General features: G+C 65.4%; 18 protein-coding genes. 13 read left to right on the top strand and 5 right to left on the bottom strand.

Translation table 11 applies throughout. From position 1 onward, the window contains the following. From SE92_RS22185 to SE92_RS22165, 5 genes are all read left to right on the top strand, one after another. Positions 1-310: chemotaxis protein CheW (locus SE92_RS22185; protein ID WP_198172750.1), on the top strand; the 310-nt coding region annotated here is incomplete at its 5' end. A 32-nt stretch (positions 311-342) separates the two neighbouring features. Then, the gene (locus SE92_RS22180) at positions 343-729 is read left to right on the top strand and encodes a response regulator (protein WP_063198363.1); all 387 of its coding nucleotides are present in this window, start codon (positions 343-345) and stop codon (positions 727-729) included. 60 nt (positions 730-789) lie between these two features. Further along, positions 790-1,668, top strand: coding sequence for a CheR family methyltransferase (locus SE92_RS22175; protein ID WP_063198362.1), 879 nt, complete (start codon positions 790-792; stop codon positions 1,666-1,668). Positions 1,669-1,670: 2 nt separating this feature from the next. After that, positions 1,671-1,988, top strand: a complete 318-nt coding sequence (locus SE92_RS22170; protein ID WP_063198360.1) for a hypothetical protein — start codon at positions 1,671-1,673, stop codon at positions 1,986-1,988. 138 nt (positions 1,989-2,126) lie between these two features. After that, positions 2,127-2,630, top strand: a complete 504-nt coding sequence (locus SE92_RS22165) for a response regulator (RefSeq protein WP_063198358.1) — start codon at positions 2,127-2,129, stop codon at positions 2,628-2,630. A 49-nt stretch (positions 2,631-2,679) separates the two neighbouring features. Here the strand turns inward: SE92_RS22165 and SE92_RS22160 are convergent, their stop codons facing one another. Continuing rightward, entirely contained in the window at positions 2,680-2,970 is a 291-nt protein-coding gene (locus SE92_RS22160; protein WP_063198356.1) for a hypothetical protein, read from the bottom strand. Positions 2,971-3,120: 150 nt separating this feature from the next. Here SE92_RS22160 and SE92_RS22155 point away from each other — a divergent pair, with 150 nt between their 5' ends. Then, on the top strand, positions 3,121-3,756 hold the full coding sequence (locus tag SE92_RS22155) for a response regulator transcription factor (protein WP_063198355.1): 636 nt from the start codon (positions 3,121-3,123) through the stop codon (positions 3,754-3,756). A gap of 168 nt (positions 3,757-3,924) precedes the next feature. Here the strand turns inward: SE92_RS22155 and SE92_RS22150 are convergent, their stop codons facing one another. Further along, positions 3,925-7,518, bottom strand: coding sequence for a PAS domain S-box protein (locus tag SE92_RS22150; RefSeq protein ID WP_063198353.1), 3,594 nt, complete (start codon positions 7,516-7,518; stop codon positions 3,925-3,927). Beyond that, positions 7,496-7,915: a response regulator gene (locus SE92_RS22145; RefSeq protein ID WP_063198352.1), complete on the bottom strand. Its 420-nt coding sequence runs from the start codon at positions 7,913-7,915 to the stop codon at positions 7,496-7,498. Before SE92_RS22145 ends, SE92_RS22150 begins: the two co-directional genes overlap by 23 nt. Before the next feature lie 381 nt (positions 7,916-8,296). On the opposite strand from SE92_RS22145, the gene SE92_RS22140 reads away from it, so the two are divergent. Further along, positions 8,297-10,477: a HAMP domain-containing methyl-accepting chemotaxis protein gene (locus SE92_RS22140; protein ID WP_063198350.1), complete on the top strand. Its 2,181-nt coding sequence runs from the start codon at positions 8,297-8,299 to the stop codon at positions 10,475-10,477. Positions 10,478-10,543: 66 nt separating this feature from the next. Here the strand turns inward: SE92_RS22140 and SE92_RS22135 are convergent, their stop codons facing one another. Then, positions 10,544-11,260, bottom strand: a complete 717-nt coding sequence (locus SE92_RS22135) for a GntR family transcriptional regulator (RefSeq protein WP_063198349.1) — start codon at positions 11,258-11,260, stop codon at positions 10,544-10,546. A 94-nt stretch (positions 11,261-11,354) separates the two neighbouring features. Between SE92_RS22135 and SE92_RS22130 the strand changes: the two genes are divergently transcribed. The 6 genes from SE92_RS22130 to SE92_RS22105 all read left to right on the top strand — a co-directional run bounded on the left by SE92_RS22130 (position 11,355) and on the right by SE92_RS22105 (position 17,690). After that, positions 11,355-12,374 (top strand): ABC transporter substrate-binding protein, encoded by a 1,020-nt coding sequence (locus tag SE92_RS22130; RefSeq protein WP_063198347.1) that lies wholly within the window; start codon positions 11,355-11,357, stop codon positions 12,372-12,374. Continuing rightward, the gene (locus SE92_RS22125) at positions 12,374-13,135 is read left to right on the top strand and encodes an ABC transporter ATP-binding protein (RefSeq protein WP_063198345.1); all 762 of its coding nucleotides are present in this window, start codon (positions 12,374-12,376) and stop codon (positions 13,133-13,135) included. The genes SE92_RS22130 and SE92_RS22125 overlap by 1 nt, the downstream gene beginning before the upstream one ends. 10 nt (positions 13,136-13,145) lie before the next feature. Next, positions 13,146-14,006 carry an ABC transporter permease gene (locus SE92_RS22120; protein ID WP_063198344.1) on the top strand — a complete coding sequence of 287 codons (861 nt, stop codon included), beginning with the start codon at positions 13,146-13,148 and terminating at the stop codon, positions 14,004-14,006. Beyond that, the gene (gene araD / locus SE92_RS22115) at positions 14,003-15,739 is read left to right on the top strand and encodes an L-arabinonate dehydratase (RefSeq protein ID WP_063198342.1); all 1,737 of its coding nucleotides are present in this window, start codon (positions 14,003-14,005) and stop codon (positions 15,737-15,739) included. Before SE92_RS22120 ends, araD begins: the two co-directional genes overlap by 4 nt. A 63-nt stretch (positions 15,740-15,802) precedes the next feature. Next, positions 15,803-16,522: a ribonuclease activity regulator RraA gene (locus tag SE92_RS22110; protein ID WP_063198340.1), complete on the top strand. Its 720-nt coding sequence runs from the start codon at positions 15,803-15,805 to the stop codon at positions 16,520-16,522. 76 nt (positions 16,523-16,598) lie between these two features. Next, a complete protein-coding gene (locus tag SE92_RS22105; RefSeq protein WP_063198338.1) occupies positions 16,599-17,690 on the top strand; it encodes an SMP-30/gluconolactonase/LRE family protein in 1,092 nt (363 codons plus the stop codon). Between the two features lie 215 nt (positions 17,691-17,905). On the opposite strand, the gene SE92_RS22100 is transcribed toward SE92_RS22105, so the two are convergent. After that, positions 17,906-20,011 (bottom strand): S9 family peptidase, encoded by a 2,106-nt coding sequence (locus tag SE92_RS22100; RefSeq protein WP_063198337.1) that lies wholly within the window; start codon positions 20,009-20,011, stop codon positions 17,906-17,908. Positions 20,012-20,150: the final 139 nt, after the last annotated feature.

Here is a 20,150-nt window from a genome sequence, read left to right as displayed (position 1 = left end):
CAATTTGCGCGGCCGCATCGTCACCGTGGTCGACATGCGCGCGCGTCTCGGCCTGCCGCAGCCCGAGGACGGCAAGGTACCGATGGCGGTCGGCGTCGACCTGCGCGGCGAATCCTATGGCCTGCTGATCGACCAGATCGGCGAAGTGCTGCGCCTGCCCGAAGCCGGCATGGAAGAAAACCCCGTCAACCTCGATCCCCGCATGGCCAAGCTCGCCGGCGGCGTCCACCGCCTCGACGGACAGCTCATGGTCGTCCTCGACGTCGATCGCGTCCTCGAGCTCGAAACCAAAGTGCAAATGGCTGCCTGAGCCAACGAAAACATCGAAGCCGGAGAACCAAAATGAAGACGTGCTTGGTGGTCGATGATTCCAGCGTCGTGCGCAAGATCGCGCGCAGGATCCTGGAAGGCCTGGAATTCGAAGTCACCGAGGCCGAGGACGGCTCGAAGGCGCTGGAGATCTGCCAGCGCAAGCTGCCCGATGCGGTGCTGCTCGACTGGAACATGCCCGTGATGGACGGCTTCGAATTCATGGGCCACATGCGCCGCCTTCCCGGCGGCGACGAGCCCAAGGTCGTGTTCTGCACCACCGAGAACAACGTGGCTCATATCGCCCAGGCGCTCAGCGGCGGCGCCAACGAGTACATCATGAAGCCCTTCGACAAGGACATCATCGCCGATAAGTTCGCAGAGGTTGGTTTGATCCCGGTCGGACAAGCCATGGTCTGAGTGTGTCTGGCCGAAGTGCTTTGGCCAGAGTGTTCCAGTACAGCTTCGAAGAGGCCATCCGTGACCCCGACCGAGTATGAGTATCTGCGCAAGTTCCTGAAGGACAATTCAGGGCTCGACCTGTCCGCAGACAAGCAATATCTGATCGAGAGCCGCCTGCTGCCGCTCGCCCGCAAGGCCGGGCTCTCCGGCATCGCCGAGCTCGTGCAGAAGCTGCAGGGCGGCGCGCGTCAGCTCATCACCGACGTGGTCGAAGCCATGACCACCAACGAGACCTTCTTCTTCCGCGACAAGGTCCCGTTCGATCATTTCCGCGACCACATCATGCCGGAGATCATCAAGGCCCGTGCCGGCCGCCGCAGCGTGCGCATCTGGTGCGCCGCCGGCTCGACCGGGCAGGAGCCCTATTCGCTGGCGATGAGCCTGAAGGAGATGGGTGCGGCCCTGACCGGATGGCGCGTCGAGATCATCGCCACCGACCTGTCGCAGGAGGTGCTGGAGAAGGCCAAGGCCGGCATCTACAGCCAGTTCGAGGTGCAGCGCGGCCTGCCGATCCAGATGCTGATGAAATATTTCAAGCAGACCGGCGAGACCTGGCAGATCAATCCCGAGCTGCGCGCGATGATCCAGCACCGCCAGCTCAACCTGCTGCACGATTTCGCGCAGCTCGGCACCTTCGACGTCATCTTCTGCCGCAACGTGCTGATCTATTTCGATCAGGAAACCAAGATCAACATCTTCAACCGGCTGGCGCGCCAGATCGAGCCCGACGGCTTCCTGGTGCTGGGCGCGGCCGAAACCGTGGTCGGCCTGACCGACACGTTCCGCCCGATTCCGGAGCGGCGCGGCCTCTACAAGCCGAACGATCCGCGCACTGCTGCCGCCAAGCCGGTTCTCGCCGGCGCAGCACCGCGCATGGCGGTCATGGCAGGACGATAGACATGGCCGAGGATGGCAAGGGTACGGAACGCGTAACTTTCAGTCGCGGCTATGACGTCTGCATCATGGCCATCGACGGCACCTGGCGCCGCGACTGCAAGCTCAACGCGATCTCCGACACCGACGCCATCCTGACGGTGGAAGGCTCGATCCAGGGCTTGAACCTGAAAGAGTTCTTCCTGCTGTTGTCGTCCACGGGCCTCGCCTACCGCCGCTGCGAGCTGGTCCGCGTCAATGGCGCCGAGATGGACATCCAGTTCCTGCGCGGCAAGAACCGGAAGAAGCGCGGTGCGGCCGGCGGTCGCGACGCGGCGGCCTGATCGGCATGGCAGCCGCCGCGCTGTCCGCCACGTTGCTTTATATTTGCTGAAACATCCGAGCGAATTTGCACCGGCCGCTTTACGTCGCTTAAGCGCGAACCGTGTATCCGTTGACGGTCTCAATCTCAGGATACGGTAATGCCCAGAAGTTCTCTTTCCCCCCTCCCGTCAAACCTGCCCGATGGCACTGAGCGACGTGCGCTTCAGCTCCTGGTGGTCGATGACGACGCCACGCAGCGCAGCCTGATCACGGTCGCCGCCAAGCAGGCCGGCCACGAAGTCACCGTGGCGCCGTCGGTGGCGGACGCGATCGAGAAGCTCCGCGCCGCCCGCTTCGATTGCGTGACGCTCGATCTCGTGCTCGAGGATGGCGACGGCATCGACGTGCTGCGCGAGATGGCGGCGGCGAAGTTCGGCGGCGCCGTGATCGTCATCAGCGGCATGGACGGCAAGCGCCGCAGTGCCGCTCGCAGCTTCGCCCGGTCCGTCGGGATCGAGCTCCAGAGCCTGCCGAAGCCGCTCGACCTCGCGGCCTTGCGCATCAGCCTCGCCAATCTCGGCAAGACCGCGATGGGCCTTCCGGCGATCCACACCTGGGGCGGTGTCGCCACCGACGCGATCGTGGAACGGCACCGCGCCTGAGCCGCGGAGCTGCCATGCGATGCGGTCGGCGTGCGGCGCCGATCGCGCTCTATGCCGGGTTGCCGGATTCCGCTAGCTGTCGCAAGGCCTGGCCGAGTTCAGCCCGGCACGCGTTGAGGGCGGCGCTTGCCGTGGCATAACGGGGCGTAACGTCGTCGAGCACCACAATCTCGTTGGAACCCGTAACACCGCCCGCGTCTTCTTCCTCCATGGCCGCGTCGATCAGACGCATACTGAGGTCGATGCGCGCGATCAGGGAGCGAAGTTCGGCTGCAATCAACTGACGGCTGTCGGTGTCAGCCATCGCGGCGAGCGGGGGTGTGCCAGCGTAATTTAGCATGGATATTCTCCGTACCCCGCAATTAGGCACCACGCCGCTACTTGTGCGTTAAGTCCATGTCCCGTACAAATACGGGTGGGCCGAATCCGCGCCGAACGCCATAAACGGTTGGCGCGGACGCGAGTCCTTCATGCCAACCGGATGTGGCACATGGCCGAACAAAGCTCTCGCGGTGAAATCTTCGTAGTCGATGACGACCCTGCCGTTCGCGACACCCTGTCGATGGTGTTGAAGGCGGCGGGCTATGAGGTGATCTGTTTTGCGGACGGTGCAGCGCTGCTCTCCGTCGCGCGAAACCGTACGCCTGCTGCAATCCTGCTCGACGTGAACATTCCCGGGAAGTCGGGCCTCGACATTCTCAAGGAGCTGCAGGGCGAGGACTATCCGGCGCCGATCTTCATGATCTCCGGACAGGGCGACATCGCGATGGCGGTGGGCGCGATCAAGAGCGGCGCGCTCGACTTCATCGAGAAGCCGTTCCGCGGCAGCGAGATCGTCGGCCGGCTCGACGAGGCGATCGGTGCCTATGCGCGCAGGCAGGCGGAGAACGCCTCGCCGAAATTCGGCTCGCTGCATTTCCCCGGACGCGAGCCGCTGACGCGCAGGGAGCGCGAGGTGCTCGAGCAGTTCGCCTCCGGTGCGTCCAACAAGGAAGCCGGCCGCACCCTCGGCATCAGCCCGCGCACCATCGAGGACCACCGCGCCAACATCATGAAGAAGCTCGGCGCGCGCAACGCCGCCGATCTGATCCGTATCGTGATGACCGCGGCCCAGCGCGCCTCGTAGCGTCAGACGATGTAGAGAGAGATCGTGGGCACGGCGCAAGTGCGCCTCCACCCTACGAGAGCTCTGTCAGCGACCTTGCGTAGCCCGGATGGAGCGAAGCGAAATCCGGGGCTCGCGCGTTCGGCAAGACTGCCCCGGATTGCGCTGCGCTCCATCCGGGCTACGGCCTCACACGCTCAGCGCCTTGCGGATGATGCGCGCCAGATCCGATTTCCGATAGGGCTTGGCCAGCAGCATCACGCCGGAATCCAGCCGGCCGTGATGGATGATCGCGTTCTCGGTATAACCTGACGTGTAGACCACCCTGAGATCGGGCCGCGTCTTCTGGAGCTCGTCGGCGAGCTGCCGTCCGTTCATCTTGCCGGGCATGATGACGTCGGTGAACAGAAGGTCGAACGGCTTTCCGGCCGCAACGATCGCGAGCGCCTCCGCGGCGTTCGCGGCCTGCAAGGTGACGTAACCCAGCGAATGCAGCTGCGCCAGCACGTAGTCGCGCACCAGCCTGTCGTCCTCGACCACCAGGATCGTCTCGTGTCCGCCCTCGATCGTCGCCGGCGTGACGCCTTCGCCGGCCGCCGTCGGCGTCTTGCCGGGCGGCAGGTACATCTTGATCGTGGTGCCGTGGCCTTCCTCGCTATAGATCTTGATGTGTCCGGCGGACTGCTTGATGAAGCCGTAGACCATCGAAAGTCCGAGTCCCGTGCCCTTGCCCGGTCCCTTCGAGGTGAAGAAGGGATCGAACACCTTGGTCAGGATGTTCGCTGGGATTCCGGTGCCGGTGTCGCTCACGGCAATCAGCACGTAATGGCCGGGGCGGACATCGTTAACGCTGGCATAGACCTCGTCGAGATAGGCGGCGCCGGTCTCCACGATCAGCTTGCCGCCACCCGGCATGGCGTCGCGGGCGTTGAGCGCCAGGTTGAGGATCGCGGTGGTGAGCTGGTTGGGGTCGACGATCGCGACGCAATTCTCTCCCTCGAACACCGATTCGATCTGAATCTGCTCGCCCAGCGTCGGCCGCAACAGCTTGGCGGTGTCGACGACCAGCGAGTTGATGTCGATCTCGCGCGGCTGGAGCGGCTGCTTGCGCGCGAAGGCGAGCAGGTGCTGGGTCAGGTCGGCGCCGCGCGCGGCCGCCTCGTCGATCATCTTGGTGATGGCCGCGAGCTGCGGCTCCTTCTCGACGGCCTCCGCGAGGATCTCGATCGTCCCGGTGATGACGGTGAGGATGTTGTTGAAGTCGTGCGCCACGCCACCAGTGAGCTGGCCGACCGCCTCCATCTTTTCGGCATGGCGGATGCGCTCGTCGGCGGCGATCTTGTCGGTGAGGTCGCGGTAGAAGACGTTGAACAGCAGGCCTTCGCGGCGCTTCAGCGCGGTGACGCTCAGCTCGGCCTTGAATTCCTTGCCGTCGCGGCGGCGGCACAGGAGCTCCCGGCGGCGGTTCAGCGTCCTGCCGTCCTCGTTCTCCAGGAACAGCTTCAGGCCCGCCCTGACCCTCTCGCGTTCGCTCTCGGCGACGATGAGGTCGATCGTGCTCTTGCCGAGCACCTCGTCGCGGCGCCAGCCGAACAGCTGTTCGGCCTGCGAGTTCCAGTTCAGAATGCTGCTGGTCTCGTCGGTCTGGATGAAGGCGTCGAGCGAGGTCTCGACGATGTTGCGGGCGAGCCGCTCGCTCTCGCGCAGCGATTCCTGCGCGAGCCGCGCTTCCGTCATGTCGCGTCCGACAAAGAAGAAGCGATGCGCCTGCTCGGACCAGCTGCCGAGCCAGGACAGCCAGACCTCGTGTCCGTTCTTGTGGAAGCAGCGGGTGTCGCCGAGCTTGGGGCGTTCGCCGCGCCGTAGCGCGCGCATATCCTCGCGTGATTGCGCCAGATGGTCCGGATGAATGAACTCGGCGCCGCTGCGGCCGATCATCTGATCCGGCTGGTAGCCGAGAATGGTCTCGCTGCTCGGGCTGATCTGCGCGATATGCCCCCGCGCATCCATGATCATGATGAGATCCTGCGAGGTGTCGAAGATCTGCCGGCGTTCCTCGAGCTGCTGCTGGAGCTGCCGTTCGGCCCGCCGCGCCTCGGTGAGGCTGTGCGCGGTTCCGGAGGCGCCGATGATCTCGCCCGAAGGGCCCTTGATCGGCGACAGGCTGAGGGAGATCTCGACGGGCGTGCCGTCCTTGCGCAGGCGCACCGTCTCGAACCGCTCGATCGGCTCACCCCGGGCGATCCGCGCCAGATAGTCCTTGCCATGGTCACGGCGGTCGGGCGGAACGATGATCGAGGTGGATTTCCCGATCGCCTCATCGGCCGAATAGCCGTAGAGCCGTTCGGCGGCAGGATTCCATCCCGTGATGACGGCATCGAGCGATTGCATCACGATCGCGTCGTCGGATGATTCGACGGCGGCGCTGAACAAATGCTCGCGCGCCGCATGATGGCTTCGCGCGGCCTCGGTGCGGCGATGTTCCCGGATCTCGCGCTCGAGAGCGGCCGTTTTCGCCCTTGTCTCCTCGACCATCCGGGCGAAAGCCCGCGCCAGCACGCCGGTCTCGCCGCTGGCATCGACGGGAATGTCCGCGGCCTTTCCGCGGCCGATCGCCTCCACGGCCGCGGTCAGCCGGCCGATCGGGCGCGTCAACGAGCGCGCCAGCAGCACCGCGAGCGCAGCCGCGGCGAGGACGGCGAGCACGCCGACCAGCACGGATGTCTTTTGGATCGCGGCCGGCACCCGGCCGAAGACGGCCGGGGGAATGGTCACGATGATGGCGACCCATTCCTTGCCCGCCAGCAGCGTCGGCGCGATCGCCGCGCCGCTCGGCCGGCCCGACCTGTCGGTCATCAGCCGGGTGGACACGTCTGAGGTGCCGGCCATGGCCGAGAAGAACGGAAAATCATCGCGCCAGTTGGTGGGGCGTCCTCGCAATGAACCGAATTCGCGCGTGCGATCGGGATGAACGAGATAGTCGCCGCGCGAATTCACGACGTAGATCTCGCCACCCGAGTTCGCCGTCGCGCGGATGTGCTCGAGGGCCGGACGCATGTCGATATTGGCGATGATGATGCCGAACGGCTTGCCATCCGGCGTGAACAGCGGCGTCGCGACCCGCAGTGTCGGCACGTGCGGATCCGTGGTGCCGCCCTGGCGGGTCGCGAGGTCGATGGGCGACACGTAGATATCGCCCGGCGCCAGCCGTATCGTGTCGTGGAAATAGGCGCGTTCGCCCTTCCGCTCCAGCTCGCCGTCGGGCACGATCCGCACGGCTCCGTTCGGCCCCGAGCGGTCGACGCGCACCAGCTCGCGCTGGTCGTCGTCGAGACCGATGATGCGAAACTGCCCGTAGATGGGTTTGGCCTCGATCTCGGCGGCGAGCCGCGTGGCGATACGCGCGCGCCAGGTTTGCTCCGAGACGCCGTCGGAAGGATCAACGCCTCCGCCGACATGCGCTCGGATCAGGCCGTTGATGGCTGCGGCGGAGCGATAGCCGACCAAATCGCCGCGAGCGCCGGCAACATAGGATTCCAGGCTGGCCGCGAGCAGGCGGGACTGGGCCTCGACCCGCTCCAGCACGCGCGGAATCACCGCTTGCGTGGTGTTGCGATAGCCCAGCCAACCGACCGCAGCCACCGTGACCGCCACCAGCAAGATCATTGCGACGGCCAGCCGCGTGGCGAGCGTCATGGGGATGCTCGCAGGACTTCCCGGACGATCACGGCCGATCTGGCCTGAAGCGGAGGAGGCCTCGTTATCGGTGGCCGGAGCTGACATCGGACCCCTCCGGCTCGCCTGCCTTCAGGCAGCCGTCGACCGCGGCGAGCAGTGCCCCGGGTCTGAATGGCTTTTGCAGGCTTGCCACGGCGCCGAGCTTGGTCGCCATCTTCAGGAAGTCCGGCTCTGCATAGGCGTCCGGCGTGATCGAGCGGCCGGAAATGACGATGATCGGAATGGCTGGGACCAGCGCCCGGATGTGCCGCATCGTCTCCAGCCCGTCCATCCCGGGCATGAAGATGTCGAGAAACAACAGATCGAACCGGCCCGCCTCGAACAGCGCAAGTCCCTTGCGGCCATCGCCGGCGACGGTGACGTGATGACCGGCCCTCTCCAGCAGCAGCCGGATCGTGATTTGAACGGCCGGGTCGTCATCCACGATCAGGATGTTGGCCACGTCTGAATTCCTCCGGGCCGGATGGAAGATTCCTACCGGCCGCAAATCAAACCATCAAAGATGAAATTGTTGCGCGGATTCCGTCCAGCCTGCAAGCACTTCGCGAAATGGTGCGAGGTCGCTTGGCCCGGCCTCGGCGCGGCGCCGCCATTATGCATGGTTCCGTGCACATGGCGTTCGCGCCCACCTCTGGATCCCCGCGGCAAGGCGGCCAGAACTATTGTTCTCGCCGTAGTTGCACGGAGGCGAGGTTTCACCGGAGATTAAAGGCGGTTGACCAGAATTGGTGCCGGTTCCAGCAGTCAATTGCCACGGATCGTATTGCCCCCTCCGGCCCACCCGGCGAGACCGTCGATCAAACGAATTCAATACGAGAGCCCCATGTTCAAATCGATGACGAACACCGGAATTCGCACCCGGCTGCTCGGCGGTTTCGCGCTCATCTGCGTCCTGCTTGCGGCGACCGTGATCTACACCGTCACCGGGGTCTCCGAGATCTCCTCGCGCATCAAGACCGTGACGAACCAGCGGACGCCGGTCGCGATTGCGAGCACCGAACTCGTCGGCAATCTCTATTCTACGCTTTCGACGCTGCGCGGCTACCTGCTGACAGGCGACGCGCAGGGCAAGCGCGACCGCGCGGCGGTCTGGGCCGAGCTCGACCGCACAATGGCCGCGGTCGACCGCATGGCGGAAGGATTTTCCAGCGCGGAGAACAAGGCGAGTTGGAGCGAGGCGCGGGCGTTGATCGCGGAATTCCGCCACGCCCAGGACAACGCCGAGCTGGCCGCCTTCACACCGTCGGCCTATCCGGCGAGCGAGCTGTTGACGAAACAGGCGGCGCCGCTGATCGCGACGATGTTCGCCGAGATCACAGGGATGATCGACGAGGAGGAGACGCTGGAGGCGACGCCACAGCGCAAGCACCTGCTCAAGACCTTCGCCGACGTCCGCGGCAATCTCGCCGCAGCGGGATCGCAGCTGCGGCTCTATGTGGCCTCCGGCGAGGCCGCCGACCGCGACAAATTCGAGAAGCCGTTCGCGACGTTCAAAGCCGCGCTCGCCGCAGTCGGGACCCAGGAAGCGCTGCTGACATCCACGCAGAGAACCGCCTATCAGGCCATCGTCAAGGCGAACGACGCCTTCGCGGCATCGCCGGGGAAGATCTTCGCGATCCGCCAGACGCCGCAATGGAACATGCCCGTCTTCATCCTGTCCACCGAGGCGGCGCCGCGTGCGGCCCGCATCCTCGATCTGCTCGACGGGCGCAAGGACGCGGAGGGCAAGCGTGCCGGCGGCCTCAAGAGCGACCAGCAGTCCAAGCTCGTCGGGGACGCACGTCGCGTGGCCGACGAGGCCGAGTGGCTGCTGCAGTTGCAATGGATCCTGCTCGCCGCGGGGCTCGTGCTCGGCACCGCGATCGCGATCCTGGTCGCGCGGTCCATCACGCGTCCGATCGTCGAGCTGGTGGACGATTCCGCGCGGCTGTCCGGCGGCGACACCAGTGTCGCATTCAGGACGGCGGAACGCGGTGACGAGATCGGAACCGTCTCCCAGGCGGTGGCCAAATTCCGCGACAACGTGATCGCCCAGCAGCAGGCTGCGGCAGGCCTTGCGCGCGAGGCGGAGGCGCGCGAGGCGGCCAATCGCAACATGGAGTGCGCGGTCGAGGAGTTTCGCGTAACCTCGCGCGACCTGCTCGCGCTGGTGGGCGAGAATGCGGGCACCATGCGGCAGACCGCGGAGAGTCTCGGCGGCATCGCCCACCATGCGACGAACCAGGCCGCGTCCGCAGCGACCGCGTCCGAGCAGACCGCGGTCAACGTCCAGACCGTCGCTGCCGCCGCGGAGCAGCTTGCCAGCTCCATCGTCGAGATCGGCCGGCAGATCGAACTGTCGAACACGACCGTGCGGTCGGCTGGCGATGTCACCGCACGCTCGGAGGCCGAGATCGAAGGCCTCGCGCATGCCGCCCAGAGCATCAGCTCGGTGGTCGATCTGATCCAGGCGATTGCGGCCCAGACCAACCTGCTGGCGCTGAACGCGACCATCGAGGCCGCGCGCGCCGGCGAGGCCGGCCGCGGCTTTGCGGTGGTGGCCTCCGAGGTCAAGGCATTGGCCGACCAGACCCGCAACGCGACGCAGGACATCGCCCAGCACGTGACCGCGATCCAGTATTCGACCGGCAGTGCCGTCGCCTCGGTCAAGGAGGTCGCGACAGCCATGCGCCGGATCGACGAGGTGACCGCGGCGATTGCCAGTGCTGTCGAGCAGCAGGGCGCCGCAACACGAGAGATCTCGCAGAACGTTCAGATGGCGGCCTCGGGCACGCAGACCCTGGCGACCAGCATCGGGACCGTCTCCGGCGCGATCGCGGAAACCAACCGCTCGGCCGACGACGTGAGGGGAGCGGCGAACCAGGTCTCGGGAGCGGCCGAACGGCTCGCGGCCGAGGTTCAGGCCTTCTTCGTCAAGCTGCGCAGCGGCCCGATGGACCGCCGCAAGAGCCGCGACTCGGACTATCGCGGGCCGGAGCGGCGAAGCCGCCGGAATGCGGCCTGAGACGGAGTAACCGCAGGCTTGGAATCGAGGCCGCCGGCTCGTTCACCTCTCCAGCGTCTCATCGCTCTAATCCGTCAAATACTCCGGATAATGGCTGCGGATCTTGTCGAGCTCGCTCAGCGTGCCCGACAGATGCTTGCGCAGATGTTCCTGCGCGGCGTCGGGATCGCCGGCTTCGATCGCACGGGTGATCAGCCTGTGGTGGCGGACGATGTTCTGGGCCTTGCCGGGCGAGGGCAGATGCAACCGGCGCAGCCGGTCGATATGTCCGCTGCGGCTGCGCACCAGCGTCCACAGCTCCTGCTTGCCGGCCGCGGCATAAAGCTCCGCGTGAAAATCATTGTCGGCGGCGATGAAGCTCGCGAAATCGCCGGCCTTGGCGAATTGCTGCTGCAGTGCGATGGCGTGGTCGAGGCGGAGCACCAGCGCCTCGTCGTGTTGCTCCGCGAGCAGCCGGACGATCTCCAGCTCGAGCGCCTGGCGCAGGAAATGCGCCTGCTCGGCCCGGCCGACATCGACCCGGCTGACCACGGTCGCGTGCTGCGGAAACACGTCGACCAGACCTTCTTCCTCCAGCCGCATCAGGGCGTCGCGGATCGGGGTCGAGCTGACTCCGAATTGTGCGGCGAGATCGGTGCGCGACAGCGGGGAGCCCGGCGGCAGTTCGAGCGCGAGAATGGCGTTGCGCAGCCGCTCGAACACCTGCGGTGCGGCCTGCCGGGCCCGGTCCAACCGCGGGCCTCGGCGGGCGCTCGCGCGGGGCGCGGGATGGGCGGTTTCCATGCGAAGGGCTCCGGCGGGCTTGCCTTTGATGCACTAATGCATTAGTGCATCAGCAGGGTCGCTCGTCAATGCCGGCCGGAGGAAACCAACAATTATGATCAAGCCATTTCAGCGTGGCGTTGCCGCCATCGCCCTGATCGCCGCAAGCCTGCTGGCGGCTTCGCCGGCGCGGGCCCAGCAGAAATCCGAGATCGCGCTGTCGCGCCAGCCCGGCATTTTCTACATGCCGAGCCACATCATGGAGAAGCTGAAGCTGATCGAGAAGCACGCGGCTTCTCTCGGTGTCTCCGGCGTCACCACCAAATGGATCACCTTCTCCGGCGGCGGCGCGCAGACCGACGCCCTGCTCGCGGGCGGCGTCGACATCCTCAACACCGGCACCGGCAATTTGCTGCTGCTGTGGGATCGCACCCGCGGCGGCGTCAAGGGCATCGTCGCGACCTCGGCGCAGCCGATGACGCTGATCAGCCGGGACGCCAACATCAAGTCGATCAAGGACTTTGGCCCGAGCGACAAGATCGCGGTGCCGACGGTGAAGGTGTCGACCCAGGCGATCGTGCTGCAGATCGCGGCCGCCGAGGCCTTTGGCGCCGACCAATGGTCGAAGCTCGATGCCAACACCGTGCAGCTCGGCCATCCCGACGCTTATGCGGCGCTGTCCAACCCCAAGCACGAGGTGCACAACCACTTCTCGATCCCGCCCTTCACCTTCCTGGAGCTGAAGAACGTGCCGGGCGCGCATATCGTGCTGTCGTCGCCTGATGTGATGGGCGGCCCGCTCAGCCAGGCCCAGTTCTTCACCACCACGAAGTTCGCCGACGCCAATCCGAAGATCATCCAGGCCGTGCGCGACGCCACCAAGGAAGCGCAGGACCTGATCCGCAGCGATACCAAACAGGCGGTCGAGATCTACAAGGAGATCACCGGCGACAAGACCTCGGTCGAGGAGCTGCTCGCTCTTCTCAAGGAGCCCGGCATGATGGAGTGGAATCTCGAGCCGCAGGGCACGATGAAATTCGCGGCCCATCTGTTCAAGACCGGCACGCTGAAGAACCAGCCCAAGGCCTGGACGGACTATTATCTGCCCGTCGCGCACGATCTGAAGGGCAACTGATGGCGCTGCTCGACGTCAGCTCCGTGACGCTGCGCTACAAGACCTCCAGCGCCGTCGTCACCGCCACGGAGAGGGTGAGCTTTACGGTCGACAAGTCCGACCGCTTCGTGCTGCTCGGCCCCTCCGGCTGCGGCAAGTCGACCCTGCTCAAGGCCGTCGGCGGCTATATGAGCCCGAGCGAGGGCCGCATGACGATCGGCGGCCGTGAGATCCACGGCCCCGGCGCCGATCGCATGATGATCTTCCAGGAGTTCGACCAGCTGCTGCCCTGGAAGAGCGTGCTCGCCAACGTGATGTTCCCGCTGCTGACCGCGCGCAAGCTCTCGCGCAAGGACGCGGAAGCGAAGGCGCGGGCCTATATCGAGAAGGTCGGGTTGACCCGCGTCGTCGATGCCTATCCGCACACGCTGTCGGGCGGCATGAAGCAGCGCGTCGCGATCGCGCGCGGCATGGCGATGGAGCCTGATATCCTCCTGATGGACGAGCCGTTCGCGGCGCTCGATGCGCTGACGCGCCGGACCTGCCAGGACGAGCTGCTCCAGCTCTGGAGCGAGACCAAGTTCACCGTGCTGTTCGTGACCCATTCGATCGCGGAAGCGATCCGCATCGGCAATCGCATCCTCTTGCTGTCGCCGCATCCCGGCCGCGTCAAGGCCGAGGTGGTCGATGTCGACAAGGTCGGAAGCGAAGACGGCAGCGCCGGCCGGCTGGAGAAGGAGATCCACGATCTCCTGTTCGCCGGCGAAGCCACCGCGCATTGAGGAGCCTCTGATGGGCGAAGCCAAGATATTGCTGCGCGCAGAGCCGGTCGCCGCTTCGGCTGCCGGCGAGGTCGAGCGCAAGCTGAGCGTGCCTGAAATGTTGTGGAACGACGGCTTCGTCCGCAAGACCGTCATCATCCTGTTCCTGGCGGCGATCTGGGAAGCCTACGGCGTTACCCTCGACAATCCCTTGCTGTTCCCGACGCTGCACGACACCGCGATCACGCTGTTCGATCGCGTCAAGGATGGCACCATTCCGACGCGGGCCTGGACCTCGCTGAAGGTGCTGTTCATGGGCTATTCGGCCGGCATCATGCTGGCCGCGATCTTCACCATCCTCGCCATCTCGACCCGGATCGGCACCGACTTCCTGGAGACGGTGACCGCGATGTTCAATCCGCTGCCGGCGATCGCGCTGCTGCCGCTCGCCTTGATCTGGTTCGGCCTCGGCAATGGCAGCCTGGTCTTCGTGCTGATCCATTCGGTGCTGTGGCCGGTCGCGCTCAACACCCATTCCGGCTTCAAGAGCGTGTCCAACACGCTGCGCATGGTCGGGCGCAATTACGGCCTGCGTGGACTGCCGTACGTTGCCAAGATTCTGATCCCTGCGGCGTTCGGCTCGATCCTCACGGGCCTCAAGATCGGCTGGGCCTTCGCCTGGCGTACGCTGATCGCGGCCGAGCTGGTATTCGGCGTGTCCTCGGGCCAGGGCGGGCTCGGCTGGTTCATCTTCGAGAACCGCAACCTGCTCGACATACCCGCAGTGTTCGCGGGCCTCTTGACGGTGATCATCATCGGGCTCTTTGTCGAGAACCTGATCTTCCGCGCCATCGAGCGGAACACCGTGCAGAAATGGGGCACCCAATCATGACCAAGAAAAAAACACCCGACCAGCTCCGCAGCGCGCGATGGTTCGCGCCTGACGATCTCCGCTCGTTCGGCCATCGCTCCCGCACCATGCAGATGGGCTACGCGCCGGAGGAGTGGAAGGACCGGCCGATCATCGCGATCCTCAACACCTGGTCGGACGCGCAGCCCTGCCACATGCACTTCAAGTCGCGCGTCGACGACGTCAAGCGTGGCATCCTGATGGCCGGCGGACTGCCGCTGGAACTGCCGGCGCTGTCGCTGTCGGAATCCCTGCTCAAGCCCACCACCATGCTCTATCGCAATCTGCTGGCGATGGACGCCGAAGAGCTGCTGCGCAGCCACCCGGTCGACGGCGTCGTGCTGATGGGCGGCTGCGACAAGACCACGCCTGCGCTGCTGCTGGGCGCGACCTCGATGAACATCCCGGCGATCTATTTGCCGGCAGGCCCCATGCTGCGCGGCAATTGGAAGGGCAAGACGCTCGGCTCCGGCTCGGATGGCTGGAAATATTGGGACGAGCGCCGCGCCGGAAAGATCTCCGACAAGGACTGGCTCGACATCGAAGCCGGCATCGCCCGCAGCTACGGCACCTGCATGACCATGGGCACGGCGTCGACCATGACCGCGATCGCGGAAGCGATCGGCATGACGCTGCCCGGCGCCTCCTCGATTCCCGCCGCCGACGCCAACCACATCCGCATGGCCAGCGAATGCGGCCGCCGCATCGTCGAGATGGTGTGGGAGGATCTGACGCCGAAGGCGATCCAGACGCGGAAGGCCTTCGAGAACGCCATTGCGGTGGCGATGGCGATGGGCTGCTCGACCAACGCCATCATCCATTTGATCGCCCAGGCCCGCCGCGCCGGCCAGGACATCGGCCTCGACGATTTCGAGATCGCCAGCCGCAAGGTGCCCGTGATCGCCAACGTCCGTCCCAGCGGCGATGCCTATCTGATGGAGGACTTCTTCTACGCCGGCGGCCTGCCGGCGCTGATGGGCCAGATCAAGCCGCATCTGCACCTCGACTGCATCACCGTGACAGGCAAGACGGTGGCTGAGAACATCGAAGGCGCCGAGGTGCACAATGCCGACGTGATCCGCTCGGTCGCCAATCCCATCTACAAGGAGGGCGCCCTCGCGGTGCTCAAGGGCAATCTCGCGCCCGACGGCTGCGTCATCAAGCCGAGCGCATGCGCGCCGCGCTTCCTCAAGCACACGGGACCAGCGCTGGTGTTCGACGATTATCCTTCGATGAAGAAGGCGGTCGACGATCCCAACCTCGACGTCACCGAAGATCACATCCTCATCCTGCGCAATGCCGGGCCGCAGGGCGGGCCGGGCATGCCGGAATGGGGCATGCTGCCGATCCCGACCAAGCTCGTGAAGCAGGGCGTGCGCGACATGGTGCGCATCTCCGATGCGCGCATGAGCGGGACCAGCTATGGCGCCTGCATCCTGCACGTCTCGCCGGAATCCTACATCGGCGGCCCGCTGGCGCTGGTGCAGAACGGCGATCGCATCACGCTCGACGTCGCCGCGCGCACCATCAATCTCGACGTCCCCGAAGCCGAGCTCGAAAAACGCCGCGCCGCCTGGAAGCAGCCCGAGCGCCGCTTCGAGCGCGGCTATGGCTGGATGTTCACAAAACACATCAAGCAGGCCAATGACGGCTGCGACTTCGACTTCCTCGAGACCGATTTCGGCGCGCCGATCGGCGAGCCTTCGATCTATTGATGACCCCGTCATTCCGGGTTCGCGCTACGCGCGCCCCGGAATGACGACAGAGAGAGCTCAACAATGACAAAACTCAGCGAAGCCACCCGCACCAAGCTCAAAGCTGTCTCCACCGCGACCGTGGCCACCGCCTTGTTCAAGCGCGGCCTGCGCATCCAGATGATCCAGGACGTGCATCCGGTCGGCTCCGACCAGCCGACCATGGTCGGCGAAGCCTTCACGTTGCGCTACATGCCGGCGCGCGAGGACCTCAACACGATCGAGGTCTTCAAGGACCGCTCGCATCCGCAGCGCAAGGCGGTCGAGGATTGTCCGCCGGGTGCCGTGCTGGTGATGGACAGCCGCAAGGACGCGCGCGCGGCGTCCGCCGGCGCGATCCTGGTGACGCGCCTGATGAAGCGCGGCGTCGCCGGCGTCGTCACCGACGGCGGCTTTCGCGATTCCGCGGAGATCGCCAGGCTCGGCATTCCCGCCTATCACCACCGCCCGAGCGCGCCGACCAACCTGACGCTGCACCAGGCGATCGAGATCAACGTGCCCATCGGCTGCGGCGATGCGCCGGTGTTTCCGGGCGACGTCATCCTCGGCGATGCCGACGGCGTCATCGTCATCCCCGCGCATCTTGCGGACGAGATCGCCAACGAGACGTTCGAGATGACGGCGTTCGAGGATTTCGTCACGGAAGAGGTGGGCAAGGGCCGCGGCATCTTCGGTCTCTATCCCGCCACCGACCCGCAGACGCTCACCGATTTCGCGGAATGGCGGAAGAAGAACGGCCGCTAAGGGCATAACGAAATCACGTCGAGAAACGGGCCGGCCGCATCAAGCGCCGGCCTTTTGACAAGCAGGGAGGATTTCCATGAACTTCACGCGACGTAACCTCATGGCCGGCGCTGGTGCGGTGGCCGCTTCCACGTTGCTCGCCCGCGCCGCCGGCGCGCAGTCGTTTCCGTTCACGCCGAACCAGCGCTATCCTGATCCCGCGGTCCAGATCCTCGATCCGAGCTTCGCCAAATACCGGCTCTATTCCTCGACGGTGGAGCAAGTCGCGACCGGCTTCCGCTGGGCCGAAGGCCCGGCCTATTTCCCCGAAGGCGGCTACCTGCTGTTCTCGGACATTCCCAACAACCGGATCATGAAGTTCGACGAGAAGACCGGACAGACCAGCGTGTTCCGCGCCAACGCCAACTACGCCAACGGCAATGCGCGTGACCGCCAGGGCCGCCTCGTCACCTGCGAGCATTCCGTCACCCGCCGCATCACCCGCACCGAGAAGGACGGCAAGATCACCGTGCTCGCCGACAAGTTCGAGGGCAAGCGCCTGAACGCGCCGAACGACATCGTGGTGAAGTCCGACGACAGCATCTGGTTCACCGATCCGCTGTTCGGCATCAACGGCGAGTGGGAAGGCAAGAAGGAGAAGGCCGAGCAGGCCACCACCAACGTCTACCGCATCGCCAAGGACGGCAAGATCAGCGCCGTGCTCACCGACCTCGTCAATCCCAACGGCCTCGCCTTCTCGCCGGACGAGAAGAAGCTCTACATCGTGGAGTGGAAGGGGACGCCGAACCGCAGCATCTGGAGCTACAATGTCGGCGACGACGGCGCGCTCAGCGGCAAGACCAAGCTGATCGACGCCGCCGACCAGGGCTCGCTCGACGGCTTTCGCGTCGACCGCGACGGCAATCTCTGGTGCGGCTGGGGCTCCAACGGCGCGCTAGCATCCGAGCCGAGCGACGTCGGCGGCCGCAAGGTGTTTCAGCTCAAGGCGAGGCCCGAAGACCTCGACGGCGTCATGGTGTTCAATCCGGACGGCAAGCCGCTCGCCTTCATCAAGCTGCCCGAACGCTGCGCCAATCTCTGCTTCGGCGGGCCGAAGAACAACCGGCTGTACATGGCGAGCAGCCATTCGGTGTATGCGCTGTATGTGGAAGCGCACGGGGCGGTGTGAGGTAGGCGCGCCTCATGCTCGATGTCGTCCCGGACAAGCGCAGCGCAGCGGAGCGCTGATCCGGGACCCATAACCCCAGGGGGCGTTTGGCGAAGACTTCTAGTTAAGAAGCCTTTGCCGGTACTGCTGCCGCACTCCACCGATACATCACGCGGTACGGGCCTTTGCGTTCGCAGGGGCGACGGCGGAAGTTGTTGCTGCAGCGGTGGATGTGGCTACACCTCGGTCTCCGCCATTCCCGCCGCCCACAGCGCGAACGCGTACACGATCGCGACCTCATCGAGCCGGTCGAACCGGCCCGAGGCGCCGCCATGGCCGGCGCCCATGTTGGTGCGCAGGAGAACCGGGCCGCCGCCTTTCATGGTGGCGCGCAGGCGGGCGATCCATTTGGCTGGCTCCCAATAGGTGACGCGCGGATCAGTCAGCCCGCCCATCGCCAGGATCGCCGGATACTCCTTCGCCGCGACATTGTCGTAGGGCGAGTAGGACAGGATCGTGCGAAAATCCTTCTCGCTCTCGATCGGGTTGCCCCATTCCGGCCATTCCGGCGGCGTCAGCGGCAGGGTGTCGTCGAGCATCGTGTTGAGCACGTCGACGAACGGCACTTCGGCGACGATGCCGGCGAACAATTCGCCGGCGCGGTTGGCCACCGCGCCCATCAGCATGCCGCCGGCCGAGCCGCCATGGCCGATGATACGCTTGGCACTGGTGTATTTCGCAGCGATCAGCGCGCGGCCGCTGGCTGAGAAATCATCGAACGAATTGGTCTTCTTCTCGCGCTTGCCGTCGAGATACCAGCCCCAGCCCTTGTCGGCGCCGCCGCGGATATGGGCGATGGCGTAGACGAAGCCGCGGTCGACCAGCGACAGGCGGTTGGTGCTGAACGAGGCCGGCATCGCCATGCCGTAGGAGCCGTAGCCATAGAGCAAGAGCGGCGCCGAGCCGTCGAGCTTCAGTTCGCGGCGATAAAGGATCGAGACCGGCACCTCGGCGCCATCAGTCGCCTTCGCCATGATGCGCGTGGTGACGTAGTCGGCCGGATTGTGGCCCGAGGGAATCTCCTGGCGCTTGCGCAAGGTGCGCGTGCGCGTGACCATGTCGTAGTCATAGACCTCCGACGGCGTCGTCATCGACGAATAGGCAAAGCGCAAATTCGTGGTGTTGAACTCGTAGGAGCCCATCGTATCCAGCGAATAGGCGGCCTCGTCGAAGGCGATGGCGTGCTCCTCGTTCGACGTGAGATCGCGGATCACGATCGAGGGCAACGCATTGGCACGCTCCAGCCGCACCAGATGGCCGGCATAGAGATCGAGGTCGATGATGTAGATGCCCGGACGATACGGGATCAGATCTCGCCAGTTCGCACGCTCCGGCGAAGCGAGCGGCGCGGTGACGATCTTGAAGTCGATGGCATCGTCGGCATTGGTCAGGATGAAGAGCTGATCGCCGCGATCGGCCAGCGAATATTGCACGCCTTCCTCGCGCGCCGCGACCAGCCGCGGCGGTGCCTCGGGGTTGGCGAGATCGATCAGGCGTTGCTCCGAGGTCTCGTGGTCACCGCCGGCAATCACGCAGAAGCGGCCGCTGGTGCTCTCGTGCAGATGGGTGAACCAGCCGGCATCCTGCTCCTCGTAGACCAGCGTATCGTCGGCCTGCTTGGTGCCGAGCCTGTGACGCCACACCTGCATCGGGCGGTGGTTGTCGTCGAGCTTCACATAGAAGAAGGACTTGGCATCCGCGGCCCAGACCACCCCGCCGTCGGTTTCCTCGACGAGGTCGTCAAAGTCCTTGCCGTTCGCCCAGTCGCGGACGCGGATGGAGAAATACTCCGAGCCGTTGGTGTCCGCGCTCCAGGCCTGCAGCTTGTGATCCCAGGAGTGCCGGCTGCCGCCGAACTTGAAATATTTGTGGCCCTTGGCGAGCGCGTCGCCGTCGAGCACGATCTCGCCCTCGCCGCCGTCGCGCGGCATGCGGCCGAACAATTCGTGCTGGCCGCCCTCGCGGAACCTGCGGAAATAGGCGAACGGCCCGTCCGGCGACGGCACGCTGGAATCGTCCTCCTTGATCCGTCCCCGCATCTCGCGCACCAGCGTCTTCTGCAAGGGCGCGGTATGGCCGAGCAGGCTGTCGGTGTAGACGTTCTCTTCGTCGAGATATCTGCGGATGTCGGGGTCGAGCACCGCGGGATCGCGCAGCACCTCCTGCCATTTGTCGTCCTTCAACCAGGCATAGTCGTCGGTCACGGTGATCCCGTGCCGCGTGAAGGAATGCGGCCGGCGCGGGGCGACGGGGGGCTTCGAAGGTGTTTTGGCCTGGGTCACTCGGTCCTCGTCATCTGTCGTTCGCGCGGCGCTCTTTCTTCACCTCGCCCCGCTTGCGGGGAGAGGTCGGATTGCATCGCAGATGCAATCCGGGTGAGGGGGCTCACGGCGAGTCCGATTGTTACCGTCCCTGTGGAGA

The sequence above is a fragment of the Bradyrhizobium sp. AT1 genome (assembly GCF_001590795.1).
Classification (GTDB): Bacteria; Pseudomonadota; Alphaproteobacteria; order Rhizobiales; family Xanthobacteraceae; genus Bradyrhizobium.
This window is presented reverse-complemented; position numbering and strand designations above follow the sequence as displayed.